Genomic DNA, 21131 nt, shown 5'->3' with positions numbered 1-21131 from the left:
TAATTCGGTTTTTCCGATCTTAATAATGTAAAAATACTGTTTCAGCAATAACAAAAAATCCGTTATCCTTTTGGAAATTAAATACAAACCTCAATCATGGAGACAATGATGAGCTTAATTAATACTGAAGTTAAACCATTTAAAGCAACTGCATTCCAAAATGGTCAATTTATCGAAGTAACTGAAGCTGACCTGAAAGGAAAATGGTCTGTTGTATTCTTCTATCCAGCTGACTTCACTTTTGTTTGCCCAACTGAACTAGGTGACCTTGCTGATAACTATGCTGAATTCCAAAAGTTAGGTGTTGAAATTTATTCAGTTTCTACTGACACTCACTTCACGCACAAAGCTTGGCATGATTCTTCAGAAGAAATCAAAAAAATCCAATACGTTATGGTTGGTGATGCGAACTGGACTCTTGCTAAAAACTTCGACGTATTAATCGAAGCTGATGGTCTTGCTGACCGTGGTACTTTCGTGATTGATCCAGAAGGTAAAATCCAGATCGTTGAAATCAATGCGGGTGGTATCGGTCGTGATGCTCAAGAACTTCTTCGTAAAGTTAAAGCAGCTCAATATGTACACGCTCACCCAGGCGAAGTTTGCCCAGCTAAATGGAAAGAAGGCGATGCAACTCTTGCTCCTTCAATCGACCTAGTTGGTAAAATCTAATTTGTATTAGATTGAACTGATTAAAAAAACCACGCTTTTTGCGTGGTTTTTTTTATTCTTGGATTCTCAAATGAAGTGCAACAGAGATTAAATTATTGGAAGGAAGCAAGATGAGCTAGCATTTTGCTTCCGACCGACCAAAGTCAAAGTTGCATCATGAACTATACTCATCTTACTCAAGAAGAAAGATATCAGATTTCTACATTGTTACGTGAAGGTTTTTCTAAGCGTTATATTGCCTGGAGGCTAAATCGCTCACCTTCCACTATTTCCAGAGAAATAGCACGCAATAGAGCAAGGAATGGTTATTTCGCTAAACATGCCAATAAATTAGCTCGCAGACGGCATTGTCCTAATCCTAAAAGAATCCCTTATGATACTTGGGTACAGGTCATTGCTTATCTTGATCTCCAATGGAGTCCCGAACAGATTGCTTCTCATGTTTCAGTCAGTCTGCATTCCATATACAGGTTTATACAGCAGGATAAAAGCAGAGGTGGTGTGCTCTTCCGCAACTTACGTTTCAGAAATCAAAGAAAGAGGAAATATGGCTCCATTGAGACTCGTGGCCAACTGACAAACCGCAAAAGCATTCACGATCGACCTGCTGAGATTGAGCAGCGCTCTCGCTTTGGTGATTTGGAAATAGATACGATAGTTGGCAAGAACCACCAACAATCCCTGGTTTCAATTGTAGATCGGAAGACAGGTTATCTTTGGCTGAAAAAGTGCAGCACGCGCAAGGCTGAGGAAGTTTGCCAGGCTACGATCAGATTATTGAAACCGATCAAAGCACACCTAAAAACAATTACCGCGGACAATGGTAAAGAGTTCAGCCTGCATGAGTATGCTGCTCAGGAATTAGATGTCGACTGGTATTTCGCTGATCCCTATAGCGCCTGGCAGCGTGGAACAAATGAAAATACGAATGGATTGATCAGACAATATATTAGAAAAGGCAGTGACTTGAATGACTATACGGATGCATATATTGCAGAAATTACTCAACGCTTGAATCATCGTCCAAGAAAAAGACTCGGCTTTAAAAGTCCGAGTCAGGTATTATGGCAACAACATGGTGTTGCACTTCAAATGCTAATCTAAGATTTAAAGATAAAAATTTTACTTTATCCGGTTAGCCATGATGTGAAAGTGCCAAGCCATAATTGAGAACCTCTTTAAACTTACTGCGTATGAAAATTTTTCAAATCATCGCTTAAAGGCTCGACACATCGACTTTTCAAATATCCAGCTGCTCATATTCCTTCCTCCCTGCCAGAGCAATAAACAGGAATCGCACTAGCACAAATAATGGCAACTATTGAAGGGTTAGGAAATAATAAAAGCATCGGGCAAATCGCAATCATAAAACCCATGAATGCCGCGATCAGTTTTTTATTTATATTCTTCTCATTAAACTCTAAAAGTATTAAATATGAGGGTTTCTACATATTAATTCAGTAGCGTTGATGTGAGATCAAAATCCTTCAGACAAGAAAAACCCCAGCATCCTGCCGGGGTTTTTCATATTGGTTGTTCGGTATAACTCCTGTCCTACCTTACTCTTTTTATGCCTATCTCTTGTTATTCTCTGGAATATCCTATTCCTGATAGCTCATCATAGAAAAACTTTAGCCTTTCAGATAGCCGTCAAAGGCCAAGTCTGATGTGAGTCAAAACCTACAAAACAGTCCCAACTCATCGACTAGTAATAAGAAATTCAGATGCAAGAATCTGAATCACCAGATAAAAAACCAAGATTAAGTGTTTTAGGCGTTTTAATGATTGAATATTAGAAATTAGTTTAAAAAATAGATAAATAATCATCTTTTCATTATATTCAATGAAAGCTCCCCTGCTCTTTGTAAGCGTAGTTATAGTGATAATAAAGAACGATTGAATAAAAAAAGAGAATTAAGCTTATGACATACTCAAATGAAAAAATAGTAAAAGCCCTGTTGCTTGCTCCGATACCCTTACTTTTCTTCACTGCATGGTTTTTTATCATTATGAATCGTGAATATGACTTATATTCTATTTTCGTTGTTTTTATAGGGCATGGTCTGGTTTATTTAGCCTATTGCATTTTAACAGTTCCTTTCAGCTTTTTACTCTCTGCTACTTTAAATCGCTATAATCTGCTTAATTTACTCACCATCTGTATTAGCACTCTCTTCATTGCCACGCCATTTTTTATTCTTTTTTCCTGGACTCATACAGGCCAAATTCCTGAGCAATGGTGGAAAATGTATAGCAATATTTCCACTATTTTAATGGCTCTATTTCCCGGCATCTGTTATTGGGTATTTCTTATTGGCCTAAAAGATAAAAAAGCACAGCGTATTTAGCACACGGCTTAATCAAAATGCTGGATTTTATTTAAAAACAACATTTTTATACTCCCAAGAAATCATTCATCAGAATACTTTCCCTTGATCACTTCCCCCCCAAAGCCCCTTTTAATTAGGCTTTTTTTATGATTTATCAGCTTGCACCCTTTTGCTGGTAATGCTCAATTATTTAAAAAAGTAAAACCTGGCCAAAGCGCCAAAGAAAAACTCATCTCACATAGCCACGTCTTGCTAAATTTTGTAGAATAGGGCTTTTCCTGCCATGGTGCGTTTTATGACTGCTTGGACTGCTCACGTTACTGTCGCGACTGTCGTTGAAAAAGATGGAAAATTTCTGTTTGTCGAAGAACATACAGAAGCGGTTAGCCATACTGTATTCAATCAGCCTGCCGGTCATGTGGAAGCAGGTGAAACCATTGTCGAAGCAGCTATTCGTGAAACTCAGGAAGAAACCGGCTATCAGGTTCAGATCACCGATCTGATCGGTATCTATACTTATACTCCGCCCATGTTTCCAGATCGGACCTACTATCGTTTCTGCTTGAAGGCCGAAACGATAAGTTATGATGAACAGGCTGAACTCGATACCGGTATTGTCCGTGCAGTCTGGATGACGCCAGATGAACTGATTGAAACAGCCCGTGCCCGCAGCCCCTTAGTACTAAAAGCGGTGCAAGATGCTCAGGCAGGAAAACGCTATCCTTTATCGCTCATTTACGAGCACCAGAATTCTCCCTTAATTTCAAATTTGGATGCCTAATCCCATGCAACAACGTGTCATCGTCGGTATGTCTGGTGGTGTAGACTCTTCTGTTTCTGCCGCATTACTTCTTCAACAAGGTTATCAGGTTGAAGGTCTTTTCATGAAAAACTGGGAAGAAGATGACGGCACGGAATATTGTACAGCCATGGAAGATCTGGCAGATGCACAAGCCGTTTGTGACAAGATCGGCATCAAGCTGCACACTGCCAACTTCGCCATGGAATACTGGGACCGCGTATTTGAACATTTTCTGGCGGAATATGCAGCTGGTCGTACCCCTAATCCGGATATTCTGTGCAATAAAGAAATTAAGTTTCGTGCCTTTTTAGACCATGCGGTGAATTTAGGCGCAGACTTTATTGCAACCGGCCATTATTGCCGCCGTGGTGAAACCATGACCAATTCTAAAGGTGATCAGTATGCGCCTTTATTACGCGGTGTAGACAACAACAAAGACCAGACTTATTTCCTGCATGCTGTGTATGGTCGTGAAATCAACAAGACCTTATTCCCGGTAGGTGAAATTGAAAAGCCGGAAGTACGTAAAATTGCGGAAGAACAGGGTCTTGCAACAGCCAAGAAAAAAGATTCAACCGGCATCTGCTTTATTGGTGAGCGTCGTTTTAATGACTTCTTGAAGCAGTATTTACCAGCTCAACCTGGAAAAATCGTCCTTGAGGATGGCAAAGAGGTTGGTGATCACCACGGCTTAATGTACTATACGCTCGGTCAACGCGGCGGGATCGGTATTGGCGGTATGAAGGGTGCAGAAGAAGGTGCCTGGTTTGTACTGCATAAAGATATTGAAAACAACCGTCTGGTGATTGGTCAGGGTCATGAACATCCACTCATGCACAGCACCATGCTGTGGAGTGAAGCCATTGAATGGGTTGCAGGTGAACAGGACATTCCTGAATCGGGTTTCCGCTGTACGGCAAAAACCCGCTACCGTCAGCCTGACCAAGCCTGTACTATTTATAAAGACCCGAATACACCAAATGGTGTACGCGTTGAATTTGATGAATCACAGCGTGCAGTGACACCAGGTCAAAGTGTTGTGTTTTATTCAGGTGAAGTATGTTTAGGGGGCGGCGTGATTCACCACACTAATGCTCCTAAACCGGATTTTATTGCATAAGGATGGTCTCGGCATGGCAGAGTTACCGTTTCAACAGCCTCAGACTCTGAATATTCGCCAAAATCGTGTGTTGGCGTTGGCGGCAGTTTTTCAGGCCACCCAGCTGACGCATATGACAGCGATGACGGGTCAGCAGAGTATTGGTGAAAGCGGTAACTTTTATTTTGAACAGTTGATTAAAGCCAGTTTAAATATTCGTCCCAGTGGTCAATCCAATACCCAAACCCTGGACTTCTTTAATCAGCTGGCCGATATTTCCCTCGGCTTAAAGGCTTTAGAAAGTAGCATTACCCAGCCCTTTAATACCTCGCCGAAATCCAGATTACCTAAACTTTCCAATACCAAACTCCCCATGTCCTATGCCATGGCGCTATTACAATTAGAAAAAAAAGTGTATAGCAATCCCAAGTTTGTTGAAATTATTGAACAATCTCAACAGAAAATCTTAAGACAGCTCTCTTTCTTTGATAATAATTATATGCATCCCAGCATTATTGCCAATCTTGCCCAAACCTATGTAGAGACTGCCGGACAGATTAATCCGCGCATCATGGTACGAGGCAATGCTCAGGCTTTCAAAGATTCAGGTCATACCAACCGTATTCGTGCATCCCTGTTTACCGGCTTGCAAATGGCGCATTTGTGGCGCCAGCTCGGCGGCAGCTCATGGGGCATGGTCTTTGGTAAACGCAAGTTACTTCAAGATATTCAAAATCTGGCACGTCTTCAGTTTCAGGTGACTTAACCGAGCTGATGCGCTTTTCATTTTTCGTTTAATTCCAAGATCTAAGGAATCAATATGAACGCTTTAACTGCACTTTCTCCACTAGATGGACGCTATGCGAGCAAATGTGATGCTCTCCGTCCTTTTCTTTCTGAGTTTGGTTTAATCCATGCTCGTGTAACTGTTGAAGTGCGTTGGTTACAAGCGCTTGCAAACCATCCTGAAATTACTGAAGTTCCAGCTTTTTCAGCTGAAACAAATGCTGCACTGGATGCTATTGTTAGCAACTTCTCTGAAGATAATGCCAACCGTATTAAAGAAATTGAACGTACCACCAACCATGACGTAAAAGCGGTTGAGTACTTTTTAAAAGAACAGATTGCCCATATTGATGAATTGAAAAATGCTGGTGAGTTCATTCACTTTGCCTGTACTTCTGAAGACATTAATAACCTGTCTCATGCGCTCATGTTGAAAAATGGCCGTGAAGTGCTGGTCAATGCCATGCAGCAAATCATTGATTCAATCGTTGCTTTGGCAGAACAGCATGCCGAACAACCAATGTTGTCACGTACCCATGGTCAAACTGCAAGCCCAACTACGCTGGGTAAAGAAATGGCGAACGTGGCTTACCGCCTTGCACGTCAAATCAAACAGTTCCAAAATGTTGAATTGCTAGGTAAAATTAACGGTGCAGTAGGTAACTACAATGCTCATCTTTCAGCTTATCCAGACATCAACTGGCCTGCTCACTCACAAGCATTTGTTGAATCTTTAGGCTTAACCTTCAATCCGTACACCACGCAAATTGAGCCACATGATTACATGGCCGAGCTTTTTGATGCGCTACGTCGTTTCAATACGATCCTGATCGACTTTAACCGTGACGTTTGGGGCTATATCTCTCTCGGCTTCTTCAAACAGCGTTTAAAAGAAGGCGAAGTAGGTTCTTCAACCATGCCGCACAAAGTTAACCCAATCGACTTTGAAAACTCTGAAGGTAATCTGGGTATTGCAAACGCTGTTCTTGCTCACTTGGGTGAAAAACTTCCGATTTCTCGCTGGCAACGTGACTTAACTGACTCAACTGTACTGCGTAACATGGGTGTGGGTTTTGCACAAAGCTTAATTGCTTTTGAAGCTTGCTCTAAAGGAATTGGTAAACTTGAATTGAATGCTGACCGTATTCTTGAAGACTTAGACAATGCTCAAGAAGTTCTGGCTGAACCGATTCAAACTGTAATGCGTCGTTACAATGTTGAAAAACCGTACGAAAAATTAAAAGCTCTTACTCGTGGTCAAGCCATGACTCGCGACATGATGGTGGATTTTGTAAATGGTAACGAATTAGAAGCTGTACCTGCTGCTGACCGTGCCCGTTTAGCTGAAATGACGCCAGCAACTTATACGGGTAATGCAGCAGCTCAAGCCAAACAAGTAAAAGAACTGATTTCTAAAATCTAAGCTAAGTTAGATTGAAAAAAAACGAAGCCTCGGCTTCGTTTTTTTATTATAATTCCATCAATAGATCACTGAAAATAATAAGATGATTGAATATCAACTTAGCTTAAAACACTGGCTGAGCTTAGGTTTCTTCGCCATTGCGCTTGTGCTTGCGAGTATTCAACCGCTTGAATTATTTGCTTATATGCTTCATCAGGCCGGTACAGTTTTGATGCTGATTGCCCTGCTGGTGAGCCTCAAGAAAATTGGACTCAGTTTCTCCTGTTTTATTTTTTATCTGCTTTTTTTATTGATTCATATGATCGGGGCGCACTATCTTTATTCTTTTGTTCCCTATAATGACTGGATTCAACAGCTATTGCATTTGGATTTAAATCAATTCATGGGCTGGTCACGTAATATGTATGACCGTCTGGTTCATATTGCTTACGGTCTATTGCTCTACCCTTTTTTCTATCGCCTGTTTCAAGTCTGGCTTCCTACACTGAAACCCAAGGTGATTTTTCTGCTGGTAATTCAATTTGTTATTGCTAGCAGTCTATTGTATGAATGGCTGGAATGGTGGATTGCTGTCAGTTTATCTCCTGAAGAAGCGGAAAATTATAATGGGCAACAGGGTGATATCTGGGATGCGCACAAAGATATGTTACTGGCAACCATTGGCGCCATCATTACTGGCCTAATTCAACTATTACACGGCAATAAAAAAGCACTCGATTGAATGCTTTTAATTCTCAATAATTTATTTAGCGGTGTGATTCATAGAGATCGTTTCACTTTAGACAAAAGCCCAGCTTGGGTGTTGTAACTCGTCTAGATCCATCCTCACATGGGTTAAATCAGCCATCTGCACAGATTGCGAAACTGCCATCGGCTCAGTTGATTTCCCTGCTAATGCTCCCTCTGCTGCGAAGTCATCCATCACCACTTTATCTAAATTCAGTGACTCTAAATCAATTTCGGTGTGATTAAACGAAATCACATCATCGCGACTTAGCAGTGAATGAATATCGAACTCTTGCTCTTCAACAGCATTTATCTCGGTTTGGGCAGAATCGTTCAGTAGTAACTCTAAAGCCACAAGCTGTGAAGCTGCACTGGTCAACTCCTCATTAACACCTGTAGTATCCGCCAATAGCGTTTCCGGGTCTACAGCTTCTACAGTAAATTCAAATGCAGCACTTTTATCGCTAATGTTTCCTGCAAGATCGGTTTGACTGAATGAATAGCTATATTTTCCAGGGTCCAAGTCAAGTTCAGGCGTATAGGTCCATTTACGGTCCGCCCCCACTTCAACAGTGGCAATCGCTACGCCATTTTGATAAATGGTAATCGTTGCATATTTCTCACCTGTTCCTTCAAAAACAGGAGTACCATCTTGAGTGCTGCCACCGGATTTAATGGAAACTTCACTCTCACCCGTATCATCATATACTTTAGATAAAAATGGTGCAGAGGGTGCTTCAGTATCTTTGCTGCCTCTTATATCGATCGGATCAGATTGATTACCCGCTGCATCGATAGCATATACTTTGGCAAGCTCGCCATCTGTCAATGCAGGTGAGAGTTTAATTGTATAGTTTCCATCTTCATCCACTGTACCAAAGCCCAACAAACTATTACCTTTTCGAATTTCAATTCTTGAACCCGGTTCTGCTTGACCGGTTATTTCAGTACCTTGTTCATTTAACGTTACACTAGGTGCATCGGGTGCAATATTATCTTGACCTGCAGTAATACCCATCGGTTTGGAGGTATTGCCCGCTGCATCTTTAACCGTAATACTGGCTGTTTCTCCTTCTGCCAATGCCGGGTTTAATATGATTTCAAAATCGCCCTGATCATTGGCTTGGCCCCTGCCAATCAGGTTGCCATTGCTATCTTTAATTTCAATTGTTGAATTTGCTTCTGCCTGCCCTTTAAGCGAGCTGCCATCTTCTTTGACTTCAAATTTAGGCTGATCAGGTGCTAATGTATCTTGGCCAATTTCAACACTACTCTCTTCTGAACGATTCCCTGCTTCATCTTCAACAACCACTTTTGCAGTTTCTCCGGGCTTGAGTGCAGGCTTGACAGACAGGCTAAAACTCCCGTCTGGCGCAACAGTCACTGGTCCAAGTTCTCCATCTGCTGTATATAAATAGACCTTTGTACCTGCTTCTGCATAACCGAATACCATACTCCCATCATCATTCACTTGAGCATTGGCTGCATCAGGCGCAATAGTATCTTTGTTTCCTGTCACCACTTGTTTTTGTGATTCATTCCCGGCCGAATCTTTTGCAAATACATCAACCTTTTCACCATCTGTAACCGGGCGATCTAGAGTGATTTCATAATTACCATCACTATCTGCCTGTGCTTGACCCAGAATTTCCCCATTGGCATCTTTCACGTAAACGATTGAACCAGCTTCTGCCTGTCCTGTAATGACTTTTCCGTCTTCATCTAACTTAGCTGTTGGTTTAATGGGCGGAATTCGGTCGATATTTTTATCTTTGCTATCCCCATCATCTTTAAATGCCACCAAATATGCTGCCTCAGCTGCAAGAACGGCCAGACCTGCCTTTAATAGCGAAGGAGAGTCATCTTCCTCTGGAGGAGTTGTTGGATTGGCAGTAGCGGTTTGCATTTGCGTATTGCTATCAGGCGCTACTGTTTCTGAGCGGACATTTTGCAGCTTTTCATTGACAGGCGTGTAATCAATAAATTCACCATGAATATCAAACTCGGCCTGTTCATATTCGCTGAGTGTCCCATTAAATAATAAAATATTATTTTCACCAATATCATCTATAAAGAAGTTTTCAATGACAATGACCTGACCATTTTTCAAGGTAATAATACAATTATTTTCAGCACGTGTGAGTGAGGCAATATCCTCTTTATGCATGGCAACTTTTACATAGGAGGGCTGTATTAAATTGACCTTTGCAGTCTGTGAATTATGTAATACAGTGTGGCTAGATTTTGCAATCACAATGATTCTAGTCATTTTTCCCTCGGTATTTTAAAGCTTTTTTAAGTTTTCTGAATAATAAACAAGTATTCAGACAGCACCGATTAAAATAGCAAAATTACTATTAAGGAACAATTAAAAGTGTGATTAATCTATTATTTCATAGGCAGCTTATTCAATATAAATCCAAGATATAAAAAAGGTCAGTAATGACTGACCTTTTTTATGAACCTAAGCTGAGTAATATTAAAATTTAGGATCACGCATTTGTACTACATTAGAATTTGCCTTAAGCAAAGCTTCCATTACCTTGTGCATGACAGCAGGAACCAAACCATCTGCCATTTGTGCAGCCTGTAAACCAAGCTTTTCCCCCAAAGTCGGTTTACGACGCGTTTCAATCACATAGATATCATGTTGTGCCAATAAACCCAGCAAGTATTCATCTGAAGTTTGCAGTTTATTGACCAGATTCAGATCCAGCGCATCTTTTCCATACCAGTGCTCACCAGTCGCCACTTTCTCAACATTCAGTTGAGGACGGTACTTTTCAACAAAGTGTTTAAATAATTCGTGAGTTTGCTGTAACTCTTCTTCAAATTTGGCTTTACCTTCAGCAGTATTTTCACCAAACATGGTTACGGTGCGCTTGTACTGACCCGCAGTATACAATTCAAAATCAATTTTATTGTCTTTGAGCAAACGGTTGAAATTCGGTACCTGAGCCACTACACCGATTGAGCCTACAATGGCAAACGGCGCCGATAAGATTTCATTGGCGATACAGGCCATCATATAACCGCCACTGGCTGCGACTTTATCGACACACACCGTCAGATTAAAACCGGCATCTCGTAAACGCACCAATTGCGCAGCAGCCAACCCATAACCATGTACCATACCGCCCGGACTTTCCAGACGTACCACCACACGATCACGCCCTGCTTTTGCAGTGGCCAAAATCAGGGTAATTTCTTCACGTAAACTTTCTACTGCTGAAGCCGCAGTATCCCCTTTAAAGTCGAGTATATAAATTTTTTGATTGTTTTTTTTACGTATACGGGCTTCTTTTGACAATTGTTGAGTTAATTGCAAAAGCTCCAGTTTAGAAGCCGTAGTTTGCGCGATTTTTTTGCGTTGTTCATTAATTCGCGCGTTTAAATGGCTAATACGAATTTCTGCAGGCAATTTCGGCGTATGAAATAACATAAAAAATATATTCTCAATTTAATTCGGTTTATACCCTTAGATTAGGTCAATACGGGTATTTTTCAATAGTTATTTAAAGTCTGTTGACAATTCATCTATATTCGCGATCTGAGGGATATCTCGCAAGATTTTTAGCTGATATGAAGCATCAGACAAGAAATTCTGTCATTTTAAAGGTATGACTCATCACCAGATAACAGCAAAAACCAGTGACTTGTGTTCGGTTTAGGCACGAATATATGCCCCATTGCCTCGCACCCTGCAATATAGGGAATGCCAAATAAAGAGTGAAAGATTGCGATTTGGTTTTTAAGTTATCTTCTTCTAAAAATTGTAGAGAATGATGATGGTGAGGTCATTCTTTTAATTATCAAAACAAAAAACAGAGCACGACGGCTCTGCTTTTCAATAGTTGAGATAAGCAAAGATTAACCAAAACGACCAGTAATGTACGCTTCAGTCAACTGATGATCCGGCTGGGTAAAGACTTTCTCAGTCGAATTGACTTCAATCAGATCACCTAAGTGGAAGTAAGCTGTACGGTCAGATACACGCGCGGCCTGTTGCATTGAATGCGTCACAATCGCAATCGTATACTGGGTAGAGAGCTCGGAAATCAGCTCTTCGACTTTGGCCGTTGCAATCGGATCCAGCGCTGAACATGGCTCATCCATTAAAATCACTTCGGGTGACACTGCAATAGTACGTGCAATACATAAACGCTGTTGCTGACCACCAGATAGACCCGTACCCGGCTGATTCAGACGGTCTTTGACTTCATTCCACAAGCCTGCTTTATGCAAACTGTTTTCTACAATTTCTTCCAGATCATATTTATCACGCGCCAGACCATGTAATTTAGGTCCATAAGCGACGTTATCAAAAATGGATTTTGGAAACGGGTTTGGCTTCTGGAATACCATCCCTACTTGTGCACGCAGCAGCACAACATCCAGATTCGGATCGTAGATATCCTGATTATCCAGCATGACCTTGCCTGTAACCCGACAGCTATCAATCGTGTCATTCATGCGGTTTAAGGTACGCAGAAATGTAGATTTACCACAGCCCGATGGACCAATAAAAGCAATGACTTCATTTTCATAAATGTTTAGATCAATGCCTTTAATGGCTTCGGCTTCACCATAGTACACATGCACATCCGAAGTACTGAGTTTGACATTACTGTTCTTGGCTTGCTGTTTATTTTCCGCATGAGTATCGAACTGCGAAATAAAAGAAGTCGTTGGCTTTTGTGTACTAGAATCTGCGGTAAATTGCGTATGTTGTGGATTCACAGACGGATCCTTTTCTAAGGTATTCAAGATTTCATTCATTACAATATTCATTATTTTGCCCCTTCTTACCAACGGACTTCAAACTTTTTACGTAACCAGATGGCCAGACTGTTCAGGCTGATCATCATGGCCAGAAGGACAATAATGGCTGCTGCGGTACGACCTTCAAAGAAGTTACGCAGTTCATTACCCTGCCATAAAAAGATTTGTACAGGTAAGGCAGTTGATTGCTCAAATGGTGTCGCTGGCACACTGGCGACGAAGGCACTCATCCCGATCAATAAGAGTGGTGCGGTTTCACCCAGCGCCTGTGCAACCCCAATAATGGCACCGGTCAGAATCCCAGGCAGAGCCAGTGGCAATACATGATGGAATACAGTCTGGATACGTGAAGCACCTAAGCCCAACGCAGCCTGACGGATCGAAGGCGGGACTGCTTTTAAAGAGGCACGTGTGGTAATAATCACCGTAGGCAAGGTCATCAGACTTAATACCAGCCCCCCCACTAAAGGTGCGGACAGTGGCAAATGCATCCAGCCGATAAAGATTGCCGCACCCAGTAAACCGAACACAATCGAAGGAACTGCTGCCAGGTTATTGATGTTGACTTCAACCACATCGGTAATCCAGTTCTTTGGTGCAAACTCTTCCAGATAAATCGCCGAAGCCACACCGATTGGAATCGAGATAAAGATCACGATCAGCATCATGAACAGGGAACCCATGAATGCCCCGGCCAGACCAGAGGTTGCAGGTGAACTGCGCGAATCCGGACTGACAAAGATATTGGTATTGAAGCTGTTTTCGATAACACCCGAAGCTTTCATGGCATCAGCCAGTTGACGGACTTCTGGACTGAGCTGCTGCTGTTCTGCCGGAAGATCACGGTCAATATTACCCGCCAACCAGACATCGACATTGGCATCTGCCAGAATTTTCACATTTTCAGTTTGTCCAACCAGACCTGGATTCATCAGCACCATGTCACGCAGACGATAAGCTTCTGAACTGGTATATAAAGAGCCGAGTTCATCCTGCTGGCCGTCCAGCTTGCTATCTTTGGCAATCATGCCATTTACAATCAGGGCATCCCAGTCGACCATACCCACCTGCATCTGCCAGTCAATCAGACGCTCTTCATATTGCACCGGAGTTTCATTGGCAAGCTGTTTAGGTTTAGGGCCAATATTAACAATCGTCGGATCAAAATAAATCGGCAGATTCATGCTGCTTTGCCAGAAAGCCGGCAAACCTTTGCTCAAGATACTTCCGAACAGCAATACTACGAAGAACAAGCCAGCCAATACTGCCGACAAGCCTAACAGGCGAAATACTTTTTCTTTACGATGACGACCTGCCAAAGAGTTCTGAATGGTCTTCTTACGCTTTTCACGTAGCTCGGCAGCCACAGATGGATCAATACGCTGATCTAAAGGTGTTGTATTTGAAGTACTCATTAGTCGTATTGCTCACGATATTTACGCACGATATACAGTGCAATAATGTTCAAACCTAAGGTGATCACAAATAATGTCAAACCCAGTGCAAAGGCTACCAGCGCCTGCGGACTTGCGAAGTCAGTATCACCGGTTAACTGGTTGACGATGGTAATAGTGACTGTAGAGACTGCTTCTAATGGATTGGCATGTAACTGCGGGCTGTTCCCTGCTGCAAGCACCACAATCATGGTCTCACCAATTGCACGTGATGCTGCCAACAGGAAAGCCCCGATAATCCCCGGTAAAGCTGCCGGCAAAACCACCTGACGGATGGTTTCAGACTTGGTCGCACCGAGCCCTAAAGACCCATCACGTAATGCACGCGGCACCTGGGTAATAATGTCATCAGATAAAGAAGAAACGAAAGGGATAATCATGATCCCCATAACCAGACCAGCGGTTAGCGCACTAGTGGCATTAATATCAATACCGACCATGGCTCCTATGGCCTTCAGGAAAGGCCCAATAATCATTAAGGCAAATACGCCATATACGATAGTAGGAATACCTGCCAATACTTCAATGGTTGGCTTGGCCCAAGAACGGAATTTAGGTGATGCATATTCAGCCAGATAGATCGCAATCATCAAACCGACAGGGACAGCAATCAGCAGTGCAATACCGCTGACCATCAGCGTACCCCAGAGCAGTGGCAACAGACCATAACTGCCTTCAGCATTCCCGGAGGTACTAAAACCAGGATTCCACTCTGTACCAAAGAAAAAATCGAACGGGCTGACGAAGCTAAAGAAGCGCATTGCTTCACCGAACATCGACATCACAATCCCAAGCGTGGTCAGAATCGCAACCCCTGAACAGAGTGCCAGACCAATATTAATAATTTTTTCAACTTGGTTACGGGCTCGGAATTCCTGACTGATGCGATTTTTCGCCCAGACCAGTCCAGCCAGCGCCGCAGAAATCACCACCGCCAGCTTGGCAAATGTACCGATGGTCACAAATTTGGCCAGCTGCTCTGCAGCTGCTATTTCATAAGCAGCGGGTGTATCACTGACTCCAAAACCGGAAGCGAGTGCCTGTACACGATCAACGACAACACCCAAGCTTGCCGGATCAAGCTGAGCCGATACTTCTGGCGGCAGATGATTAATCACCACTTGTTCCAGGAAGCTCGGCTCAACAATATTCCAAACAATCAAAATTAAAAACGCAGGGATTCCACACCACAAAGCGACTAAGGCGCCATAATAACTTGGACGCGAATGTAAGTTCGCAGAATTGTTTCCCTTACCTGCTAGGTTCCGGCTTTTACTTAATCCGATTTGATAGGCTATGGCAATGATTGCCAGCAAGACACCTATGAGTAGCAGATTCATGTATTCTCCACTGTTTTTTCAATTTTCATGGTTTGAAAAAACTTAATCTATCGCAACACACCAATGGCAGGTCGTCCCTGCCATCAGCGCTTTGAGCATTATGTATTTACTTTACAACCACCGCTTTGCCTGCTTTGAAGTTCGCAAGTACTGCTGCACGTTCTTTGTCTGACATTGAAATCAGGCCGGCTTTTTCCAGTTTTGAACCTTTACCTGATACTTTCTTGCTCAGGAAGTATTCGGTGAACTGTGGTAAGCCTTTAATTGACTTCAGGTGTTCGCCTTTCACATAAAAGAACAATGGACGTGAAACCGGATAAGAACCATTCAGAATAGTTTTTTCAGAAGGTGCAATATTATTCACTGTGGCAACACGCAAACGGTCACGGTTCTGGTCATAGAAACCTAGACCAAATACACCAACTGCACTTGGAGAAGTTTTTAAGCGCGCCAATGTTTCAGTGTAGTCACCGGAAATTTCAATCACACGGCCATCTTTACGGAAGTTTGTACACGCTTTTTTCTTGGCCTCTTTATCTAAAGACTTAATTGCAGCGTACGATTCACAACCTGCATCCACCATTTTCTCCTGGAACACTTCGCGCGTACCATGATTAGAAGCAGGAATCACCAGGGTGATCGGCTCATTTGGAAGTGCTTTATCAATCTGATTCCAGCGTGTATAAGGGTTAGCAACCATTTTCCCCTGAGATGGTAACTGAGCCGCAAGCGCTGCATAAACATGTTGTGGACGTAATTTATAAGCTGCTTTATTGGCATTAGAAGCAAATACAATACCGTCATAACCAATTTTGACTTCTAATACCTGGTTGACGCCATTCTTTTTACATTCTGCCAGCTCAGAGCTTTTAATCTGGCGAGATGCGTTTGCGATATCAATCGTGTTATCACCCACACCCGCACAGAATTGTTTTAAGCCGCCTGAAGAACCGCCCGAACCGACTACTGGAGTTTTAAATTGTGGAAAGGTATTTCCAAATTCTTCAGCAACAATACTTGCATATGGAAGAACCGTTGAAGAGCCAGCAATTTGAATAGTGTCACGTGCAGCATGTGCTGTAGTGACTGCCGCCCCAGTGAGTGCAATTGCTAAAGTAATATTTGTAAAGCGCATTCTGTATCTCTCTCATTTTTGCAATTTGGAGTACATTACTTTTGATTCAGTTTTGTACTTGTTTCGATACTTGCATTTTGATTTTAGAATATGACAGACAGGTTACAACTTTGTGACACTTTCATGATGTTTCGTTTTTAGCTTCTGTTTTTTATTACCCTCTGTGGTTTACAGCATGACTTAAGAGCGGTTTAGAATTATAAAAAGATTAATTTTATAATTATTGGCTTACTTGTTTTTTTTATTTTTATGAAAAATAAAAATTTACTTATCGTCATATTAATTACTTCTTTAACCGACCTCCCTATGTGCGTGCTATTGAGGAAAAAGTATTAAAAAAGGAGATCTTTCGATCTCCTTTTTTAATTTTTCAATCAATTAAACAATGGGCGGTGTATAACTACCATCTGCAATTGAATCCTTGATGCGATCCGCTTCTGCCAGTACCAATGCCAGCAGATTTTGCACGTTCTCAAGTGTGGCTACCGGGCTTAAAGTGGTCATTTTCAATGACTGAACATTGCCGACCTTAGTCACCCCAATATTCGCTTCACCACGAGCAAACAGTTCATCTGCTACGTTCTGGTTCAGTGCATCCACAAACTCAGCTGGATAGCCTTCAGGCACTACACGGAACAGTACTGATGCAAATTGTGGCTCAACCAGAAGTTCCAGACCATCAGTCGCCTTGATGTAATCTGCAACGTCACGGGTCAGTTTCACCCCATGATCGATCATCGATCCATACAGCTCTTCGCCGAGTGCTTCTACGGTCATCCACAATTTCAACGCGTCAAAACGGCGCGTGGTTTGTAAAGACTTCGAGACCAGGTTTGGCACGCCATGTTCTTCATCATAAGCCGAGTTAAGATACTCCGCCTCATAATGCATGAAACGGTAGTTCGCTTCATCTTTGAGCAAGAATGCACCACATGAAATGGTTTGGAAATAATGCTTGTGGAAATCCAGTGTAATCGAATCAGATAACTCGATCCCATCCAGCATCGCACGATAGTCATTCGACAGAATCAGTGCCCCACCCCATGCCGCATCGATATGCATCCACGCGCCATATTTGTTGGTGATTTCACGAATCTGTTTGAGTGGGTCAATCGCGCCAGCATCTGTTGTACCTGCAGTTGCAACCACACAAGCTACGATCTTGCCTTCAGACTGAAGATGCGCCATGGTCTTTTCCAGAGCATCAACATCTATTTGTGCATTTTCGTTTACAGGAACAGTGACAACTGACTGGAAGCCCATGCCCATCATTGCCATGTTCTTTTGCACCGAAAAGTGTGCATTTTCAGAACAGATGACTTTGACATTGCGCATTGCGTCCGCAGGAATGCCATCCCGCTGGACAGACCACGGCTGGCCGTTTTCATCTTTCCAATTTTTCGCGATACACGCATCACGCGCAAGCAACACACCCATCAGGTTCGATTGCGTACCACCCGAAGTGAATACACCTGCCTGACCTGCACCATAGCCGACTTTTTGACGAAGCCAGTCAATCAACTGTACTTCCATCAAAGAACCCGCCGGGCTTTGATCCCAGGAGTCCATAGACTGGTTGGTAGCGTTAATCAGCACTTCCGCGATTTGGCTGGTCACCATGGTCGGACAGTGCAAATGTGCTAATGAATGCGGATGATGAACTTTTAAGCTTTTATTTAAGAAAAGCTCCACCATACGCTCAAGTGATTTTTGTACACCCAAACCTTCTTTAGCAGGATTGAAGGCAATAGCACTACGTAACTCTTTGATGCTACCGCCAGTATACATTTTGTCGTTTTGCAACCATGCTGCAACCGCTTTAGTCGCCTGGTCCATTGCTGACTGATAGTCAGCAATGGATGCAGCATCATTGCAGAGTAACGCTTTACGGTGTTCTGCAAAATCTACCATGAATTATGCGCCTCGAACTGCTACAAGAGCTTCAGTAACCGCTTTCTTGAAACGGGCAATCACTTCTACACACTCTTCTTGAGTGATAATTAACGGGCAAAGTAAACGGATTACCGTACCATTACGACCACCTTTTTCTAGCAACAGCTTATTATTGAAACATGCTGTCTGAATAGCGGCTGCCAATTGGCCGTCTGCAGGTAAAGAACCCATGTGGTCAGCAGGTTGTCGCTCGTCCACAATTTCAATACCGATCATTAAGCCTCGGCCACGTACATTACCGATACACGGAAGTTCCTGCGCCAGCTTTTTCAATTCAGCTTGCAGGAAATCACCGCGTTCTTGCGCATTTTGTGCCAAGTTTTGTTCTTTGATGGTCTTAATCACCGCAAGACCAGTCCCCATCGCCAGCTGGTTACCACGGAAAGTCCCCGTATGGCCAGCAGGCTGCCAAGCATCAAATTTACGTTTAATACCCAGTACCGCCAGTGGCAAGCTGCCACCTACTGCTTTAGACATGACAACAACGTCAGGCTCAATCCCTGCATATTCAAAAGCGAACATTTTGCCTGAACGGCCAAAGCCTGCCTGAACTTCGTCAAGAATGAGTACGATATTGTGTTTTTCAGTCACTTCGCGGATTTTTTTCAGCCATTTTACCGGTGCAGTCACTACACCGCCTTCACCCTGAATGGCTTCAAGAATTACAGCAGCCGGTTTAGTCACACCACTTTCTACATCTTCAATGAAATTTTCGAAGTAGTAAGTCAATGCGTCAACGCCCGCTTCCCCGCCCAGACCAAGTGGGCAACGGTATTCATGCGGATATGGCATGAATTGAACGCCTGGCATTAAGCCATTGACCGCATTCTTCGCAGACAGGTTCCCTGTCATTGCAAGCGAACCGTGAGTCATACCATGGTAACCACCAGAAAAGCTGATCACCGAGCTGCGACCGGTAAAGGTTTTGGCTAATTTAATCGCTGCTTCTGTACCATCTGCACCAGATGGACCACAGAACTGCAGGCAGTACTCTTCTTTACCGCCTGGCAGCTGTTCAAGCAGCGCCTCAGTAAAAGCATCTTTTAAAGGTGTTGTTAAATCCAAAGTATGCAATGGCAGACCGCTTGCAAGCGTATCCTGAATACTTTGAATGACCGCAGGATGATTATGGCCTAATGCCAATGTTCCTGCCCCAGCTAAACAATCGAGGTACTCTGTACCTTCGACATCGGTAACCCAGCAACCTAATGCTTTTGCTATCGCAAGCGGCAGTTTACGCGGATAGCTACGAACATTGGATTCCATCTGACTTTGGCGAGTCAAATAGTATTCGTTAGTAGAATTAGTGGCAGGGTTTACTGAAGAAACGCTCATATCGAATTACCATCTCTGATATGGGTTAATAGAAATAAGTCGGGTGACTTGCGGTCCTTTGACTCGGTGCTTTATAAATTCCAGTTTGATGGTTTACTCATACATCATAACTAGGAGGCGGATGATACAGTCTTTTACAGGAAAATAAACGACTTTCGCCACAATTTTGCTGATTTTTTATCGAAAAAAAATATCATGCCGATTTGTCATCTGAATTATCATCTTAACCTGTGACCACCGAAAGAAAAGCACGTTCTTTTATACTTTTTTGTAGCCTTTCAGCAATCTTTCTTGGTATTTTATAACTTTAGAGATAAGCCTATAATTTTTATGATATTTATTTTCAAGAATTGAGGTTAAATATAGAGCGATAATTTAACACTCTTACCACAAATATTTTGCAAAAAAACCATAGTCAGGATTTAATATTTTTATAACAGCCCAGATGGCTTCTTTAAGAAAAACAGGACCACAATATGCGTCTTTTAGCATTATCTAGCATTATCCTTGCAGGCACTTTAGCAACCACGGCTTTTGCAGCTCCCAATGAGTCATTGAATTATAATGTAATTAACCTATCCGCAGATGCCAGACGTGATATTTCCAATGATGAAATGCATGCTGTTTTGTATATTGAAAAATCCCATAAACAACCTGCCCAACTTGCTAGCCAGATTAATCAGCTGATGAATCAGGCGATGGTAACAGCACGCAAATATCCAACCGTTAAAATTGAGACTGGCGCCCAAAGCACTTATCCAATTTATGATAATGACAACCGTAAACTTAAAGAATGGCGTGGCCGTGCTCAAGTGCGTCTAGAGTCCACTGATTTTAAAGCCACTTCTCAACTGATCGCAGAGTTGCAGCAAAACTTCCAGACCGAATCCATTAACTTCACCGTGTCGGATGCAAAACGCAAAAAGGTAGAAAATGAACTGATGGTCGAAGCCACCAAAAACTTTCAACAGCGTGCCCAAGCCCTCACACAGGCGTGGAACAAGCCGGGTTATCAGCTGGTTAATTTAAATCTGAACACTAATAACTATACCCCGCAACCTATGCCGCGTATAGCCATGATGAAGGCCGCTGCCCCAGCCAATGCCATTACAGAACAGCAGATGGTGGCAGGTGAATCACAACTGACAGTCAGTGCTAATGGTACTATTCAGCTAAAATAATTGAAATTCCCCTTATTTCAGGAGAGAGTTAGAGAAAGTTAAAAACTATCTCAGCTTGGTCCTACCAAAAAAGAAAATTTATTTCATAGAAAATCCCGCTCGAAAGCGGGATT

17 protein-coding genes are annotated in these 21131 nt (G+C 42.6%); 9 read left to right on the top strand and 8 right to left on the bottom strand.

The genetic code is table 11. From position 1 onward, the window contains the following. Nucleotides 1-108: 108 nt before the first annotated feature. From ahpC to E2K74_RS02015, 8 genes are all read left to right on the top strand, one after another. Nucleotides 109-672: an alkyl hydroperoxide reductase subunit C gene (gene ahpC / locus E2K74_RS02050; RefSeq protein ID WP_005097370.1), complete on the top strand. Its 564-nt coding sequence runs from the start codon at nt 109-111 to the stop codon at nt 670-672. A 156-nt stretch (nt 673-828) separates the two neighbouring features. Next, nucleotides 829-1776, top strand: coding sequence for an IS30 family transposase (locus E2K74_RS02045; RefSeq protein WP_151206083.1), 948 nt, complete (start codon nt 829-831; stop codon nt 1774-1776). An 818-nt stretch (nt 1777-2594) separates the two neighbouring features. Next, entirely contained in the window at nt 2595-3020 is a 426-nt protein-coding gene (locus E2K74_RS02040) for a hypothetical protein (RefSeq protein ID WP_151206082.1), read from the top strand. A 277-nt stretch (nt 3021-3297) separates the two neighbouring features. Further along, the gene (locus tag E2K74_RS02035) at nt 3298-3783 is read left to right on the top strand and encodes an NUDIX hydrolase (protein WP_151203891.1); all 486 of its coding nucleotides are present in this window, start codon (nt 3298-3300) and stop codon (nt 3781-3783) included. A gap of 4 nt (nt 3784-3787) precedes the next feature. Next, nucleotides 3788-4924 (top strand): tRNA 2-thiouridine(34) synthase MnmA, encoded by a 1137-nt coding sequence (mnmA, locus tag E2K74_RS02030; RefSeq protein WP_151206081.1) that lies wholly within the window; start codon nt 3788-3790, stop codon nt 4922-4924. A 13-nt stretch (nt 4925-4937) separates the two neighbouring features. Further along, nucleotides 4938-5669: a high frequency lysogenization protein HflD gene (hflD, locus tag E2K74_RS02025; protein WP_151203893.1), complete on the top strand. Its 732-nt coding sequence runs from the start codon at nt 4938-4940 to the stop codon at nt 5667-5669. Between the two features lie 54 nt (nt 5670-5723). Further along, on the top strand, nt 5724-7112 hold the full coding sequence (gene purB / locus E2K74_RS02020) for an adenylosuccinate lyase (protein ID WP_151206080.1): 1389 nt from the start codon (nt 5724-5726) through the stop codon (nt 7110-7112). Between the two features lie 82 nt (nt 7113-7194). Continuing rightward, nucleotides 7195-7833, top strand: a complete 639-nt coding sequence (locus tag E2K74_RS02015; RefSeq protein ID WP_151206079.1) for a DUF2238 domain-containing protein — start codon at nt 7195-7197, stop codon at nt 7831-7833. Between the two features lie 57 nt (nt 7834-7890). Here E2K74_RS02015 and E2K74_RS02010 read toward each other — a convergent pair whose 3' ends face one another. The 8 genes from E2K74_RS02010 to E2K74_RS01975 form a co-directional block, all read right to left on the bottom strand. Continuing rightward, nucleotides 7891-10107, bottom strand: a complete 2217-nt coding sequence (locus tag E2K74_RS02010) for an Ig-like domain-containing protein (RefSeq protein ID WP_151206078.1) — start codon at nt 10105-10107, stop codon at nt 7891-7893. A 210-nt stretch (nt 10108-10317) separates the two neighbouring features. Further along, nucleotides 10318-11280 carry a protease SohB gene (gene sohB, locus E2K74_RS02005; protein ID WP_151206077.1) on the bottom strand — a complete coding sequence of 321 codons (963 nt, stop codon included), beginning with the start codon at nt 11278-11280 and terminating at the stop codon, nt 10318-10320. Nucleotides 11281-11708: 428 nt separating this feature from the next. Next, the gene (pstB, locus tag E2K74_RS02000; protein ID WP_413773033.1) at nt 11709-12617 is read right to left on the bottom strand and encodes a phosphate ABC transporter ATP-binding protein PstB; all 909 of its coding nucleotides are present in this window, start codon (nt 12615-12617) and stop codon (nt 11709-11711) included. A gap of 26 nt (nt 12618-12643) precedes the next feature. Further along, nucleotides 12644-14035 carry a phosphate ABC transporter permease PstA gene (gene pstA / locus E2K74_RS01995; RefSeq protein WP_151206075.1) on the bottom strand — a complete coding sequence of 464 codons (1392 nt, stop codon included), beginning with the start codon at nt 14033-14035 and terminating at the stop codon, nt 12644-12646. After that, nucleotides 14035-15414, bottom strand: coding sequence for a phosphate ABC transporter permease subunit PstC (gene pstC / locus E2K74_RS01990; protein WP_151203901.1), 1380 nt, complete (start codon nt 15412-15414; stop codon nt 14035-14037). The genes pstA and pstC overlap by 1 nt, the downstream gene beginning before the upstream one ends. Nucleotides 15415-15520: 106 nt before the next feature. Further along, the gene (locus tag E2K74_RS01985) at nt 15521-16549 is read right to left on the bottom strand and encodes a substrate-binding domain-containing protein (RefSeq protein ID WP_151206074.1); all 1029 of its coding nucleotides are present in this window, start codon (nt 16547-16549) and stop codon (nt 15521-15523) included. Between the two features lie 378 nt (nt 16550-16927). Further along, nucleotides 16928-18460, bottom strand: coding sequence for a pyridoxal phosphate-dependent decarboxylase family protein (locus tag E2K74_RS01980; protein ID WP_151206073.1), 1533 nt, complete (start codon nt 18458-18460; stop codon nt 16928-16930). 3 nt (nt 18461-18463) lie between these two features. After that, nucleotides 18464-19837, bottom strand: a complete 1374-nt coding sequence (locus E2K74_RS01975; RefSeq protein ID WP_151205596.1) for a diaminobutyrate--2-oxoglutarate transaminase — start codon at nt 19835-19837, stop codon at nt 18464-18466. 476 nt (nt 19838-20313) lie between these two features. Between E2K74_RS01975 and E2K74_RS01970 the strand changes: the two genes are divergently transcribed. Continuing rightward, entirely contained in the window at nt 20314-21018 is a 705-nt protein-coding gene (locus tag E2K74_RS01970) for an SIMPL domain-containing protein (RefSeq protein WP_151206072.1), read from the top strand. Nucleotides 21019-21131 lie beyond the last annotated feature (113 nt).

This window comes from Acinetobacter sp. RF15B, assembly GCF_007558235.1.
In the GTDB taxonomy this organism is placed as follows: Bacteria; Pseudomonadota; Gammaproteobacteria; order Pseudomonadales; family Moraxellaceae; genus Acinetobacter; species Acinetobacter lwoffii_C.
The sequence above is the reverse complement of the archived record's forward strand: the minus strand, read 5'-3'. Positions and strand labels throughout refer to the sequence as shown.

What these genes read in the sequence shown, in the direction of transcription:
- E2K74_RS01985 (WP_151206074.1), bottom strand. Translation starts at nt 16,549, where the DNA reads ATGCGCTTTACAAATATTACTTTAGCAATTGCACTCACTGGGGCGGCA.
- E2K74_RS02015 (WP_151206079.1), top strand. Translation starts at nt 7,195, where the DNA reads ATGATTGAATATCAACTTAGCTTAAAACACTGGCTGAGCTTAGGTTTC.
- pstA (WP_151206075.1), bottom strand. Translation starts at nt 14,035, where the DNA reads ATGAGTACTTCAAATACAACACCTTTAGATCAGCGTATTGATCCATCT.
- hflD (WP_151203893.1), top strand. Translation starts at nt 4,938, where the DNA reads ATGGCAGAGTTACCGTTTCAACAGCCTCAGACTCTGAATATTCGCCAA.
- pstB (WP_413773033.1), bottom strand. Translation starts at nt 12,617, where the DNA reads ATGAATGAAATCTTGAATACCTTAGAAAAGGATCCGTCTGTGAATCCA.
- purB (WP_151206080.1), top strand. Translation starts at nt 5,724, where the DNA reads ATGAACGCTTTAACTGCACTTTCTCCACTAGATGGACGCTATGCGAGC.
- E2K74_RS01970 (WP_151206072.1), top strand. Translation starts at nt 20,314, where the DNA reads ATGCGTCTTTTAGCATTATCTAGCATTATCCTTGCAGGCACTTTAGCA.
- E2K74_RS02035 (WP_151203891.1), top strand. Translation starts at nt 3,298, where the DNA reads ATGACTGCTTGGACTGCTCACGTTACTGTCGCGACTGTCGTTGAAAAA.
- E2K74_RS01975 (WP_151205596.1), bottom strand. Translation starts at nt 19,837, where the DNA reads ATGAGCGTTTCTTCAGTAAACCCTGCCACTAATTCTACTAACGAATAC.
- ahpC (WP_005097370.1), top strand. Translation starts at nt 109, where the DNA reads ATGAGCTTAATTAATACTGAAGTTAAACCATTTAAAGCAACTGCATTC.
- E2K74_RS02045 (WP_151206083.1), top strand. Translation starts at nt 829, where the DNA reads ATGAACTATACTCATCTTACTCAAGAAGAAAGATATCAGATTTCTACA.
- pstC (WP_151203901.1), bottom strand. Translation starts at nt 15,414, where the DNA reads ATGAATCTGCTACTCATAGGTGTCTTGCTGGCAATCATTGCCATAGCC.
- sohB (WP_151206077.1), bottom strand. Translation starts at nt 11,280, where the DNA reads ATGTTATTTCATACGCCGAAATTGCCTGCAGAAATTCGTATTAGCCAT.
- E2K74_RS02040 (WP_151206082.1), top strand. Translation starts at nt 2,595, where the DNA reads ATGACATACTCAAATGAAAAAATAGTAAAAGCCCTGTTGCTTGCTCCG.
- E2K74_RS02010 (WP_151206078.1), bottom strand. Translation starts at nt 10,107, where the DNA reads ATGACTAGAATCATTGTGATTGCAAAATCTAGCCACACTGTATTACAT.
- E2K74_RS01980 (WP_151206073.1), bottom strand. Translation starts at nt 18,460, where the DNA reads ATGGTAGATTTTGCAGAACACCGTAAAGCGTTACTCTGCAATGATGCT.
- mnmA (WP_151206081.1), top strand. Translation starts at nt 3,788, where the DNA reads ATGCAACAACGTGTCATCGTCGGTATGTCTGGTGGTGTAGACTCTTCT.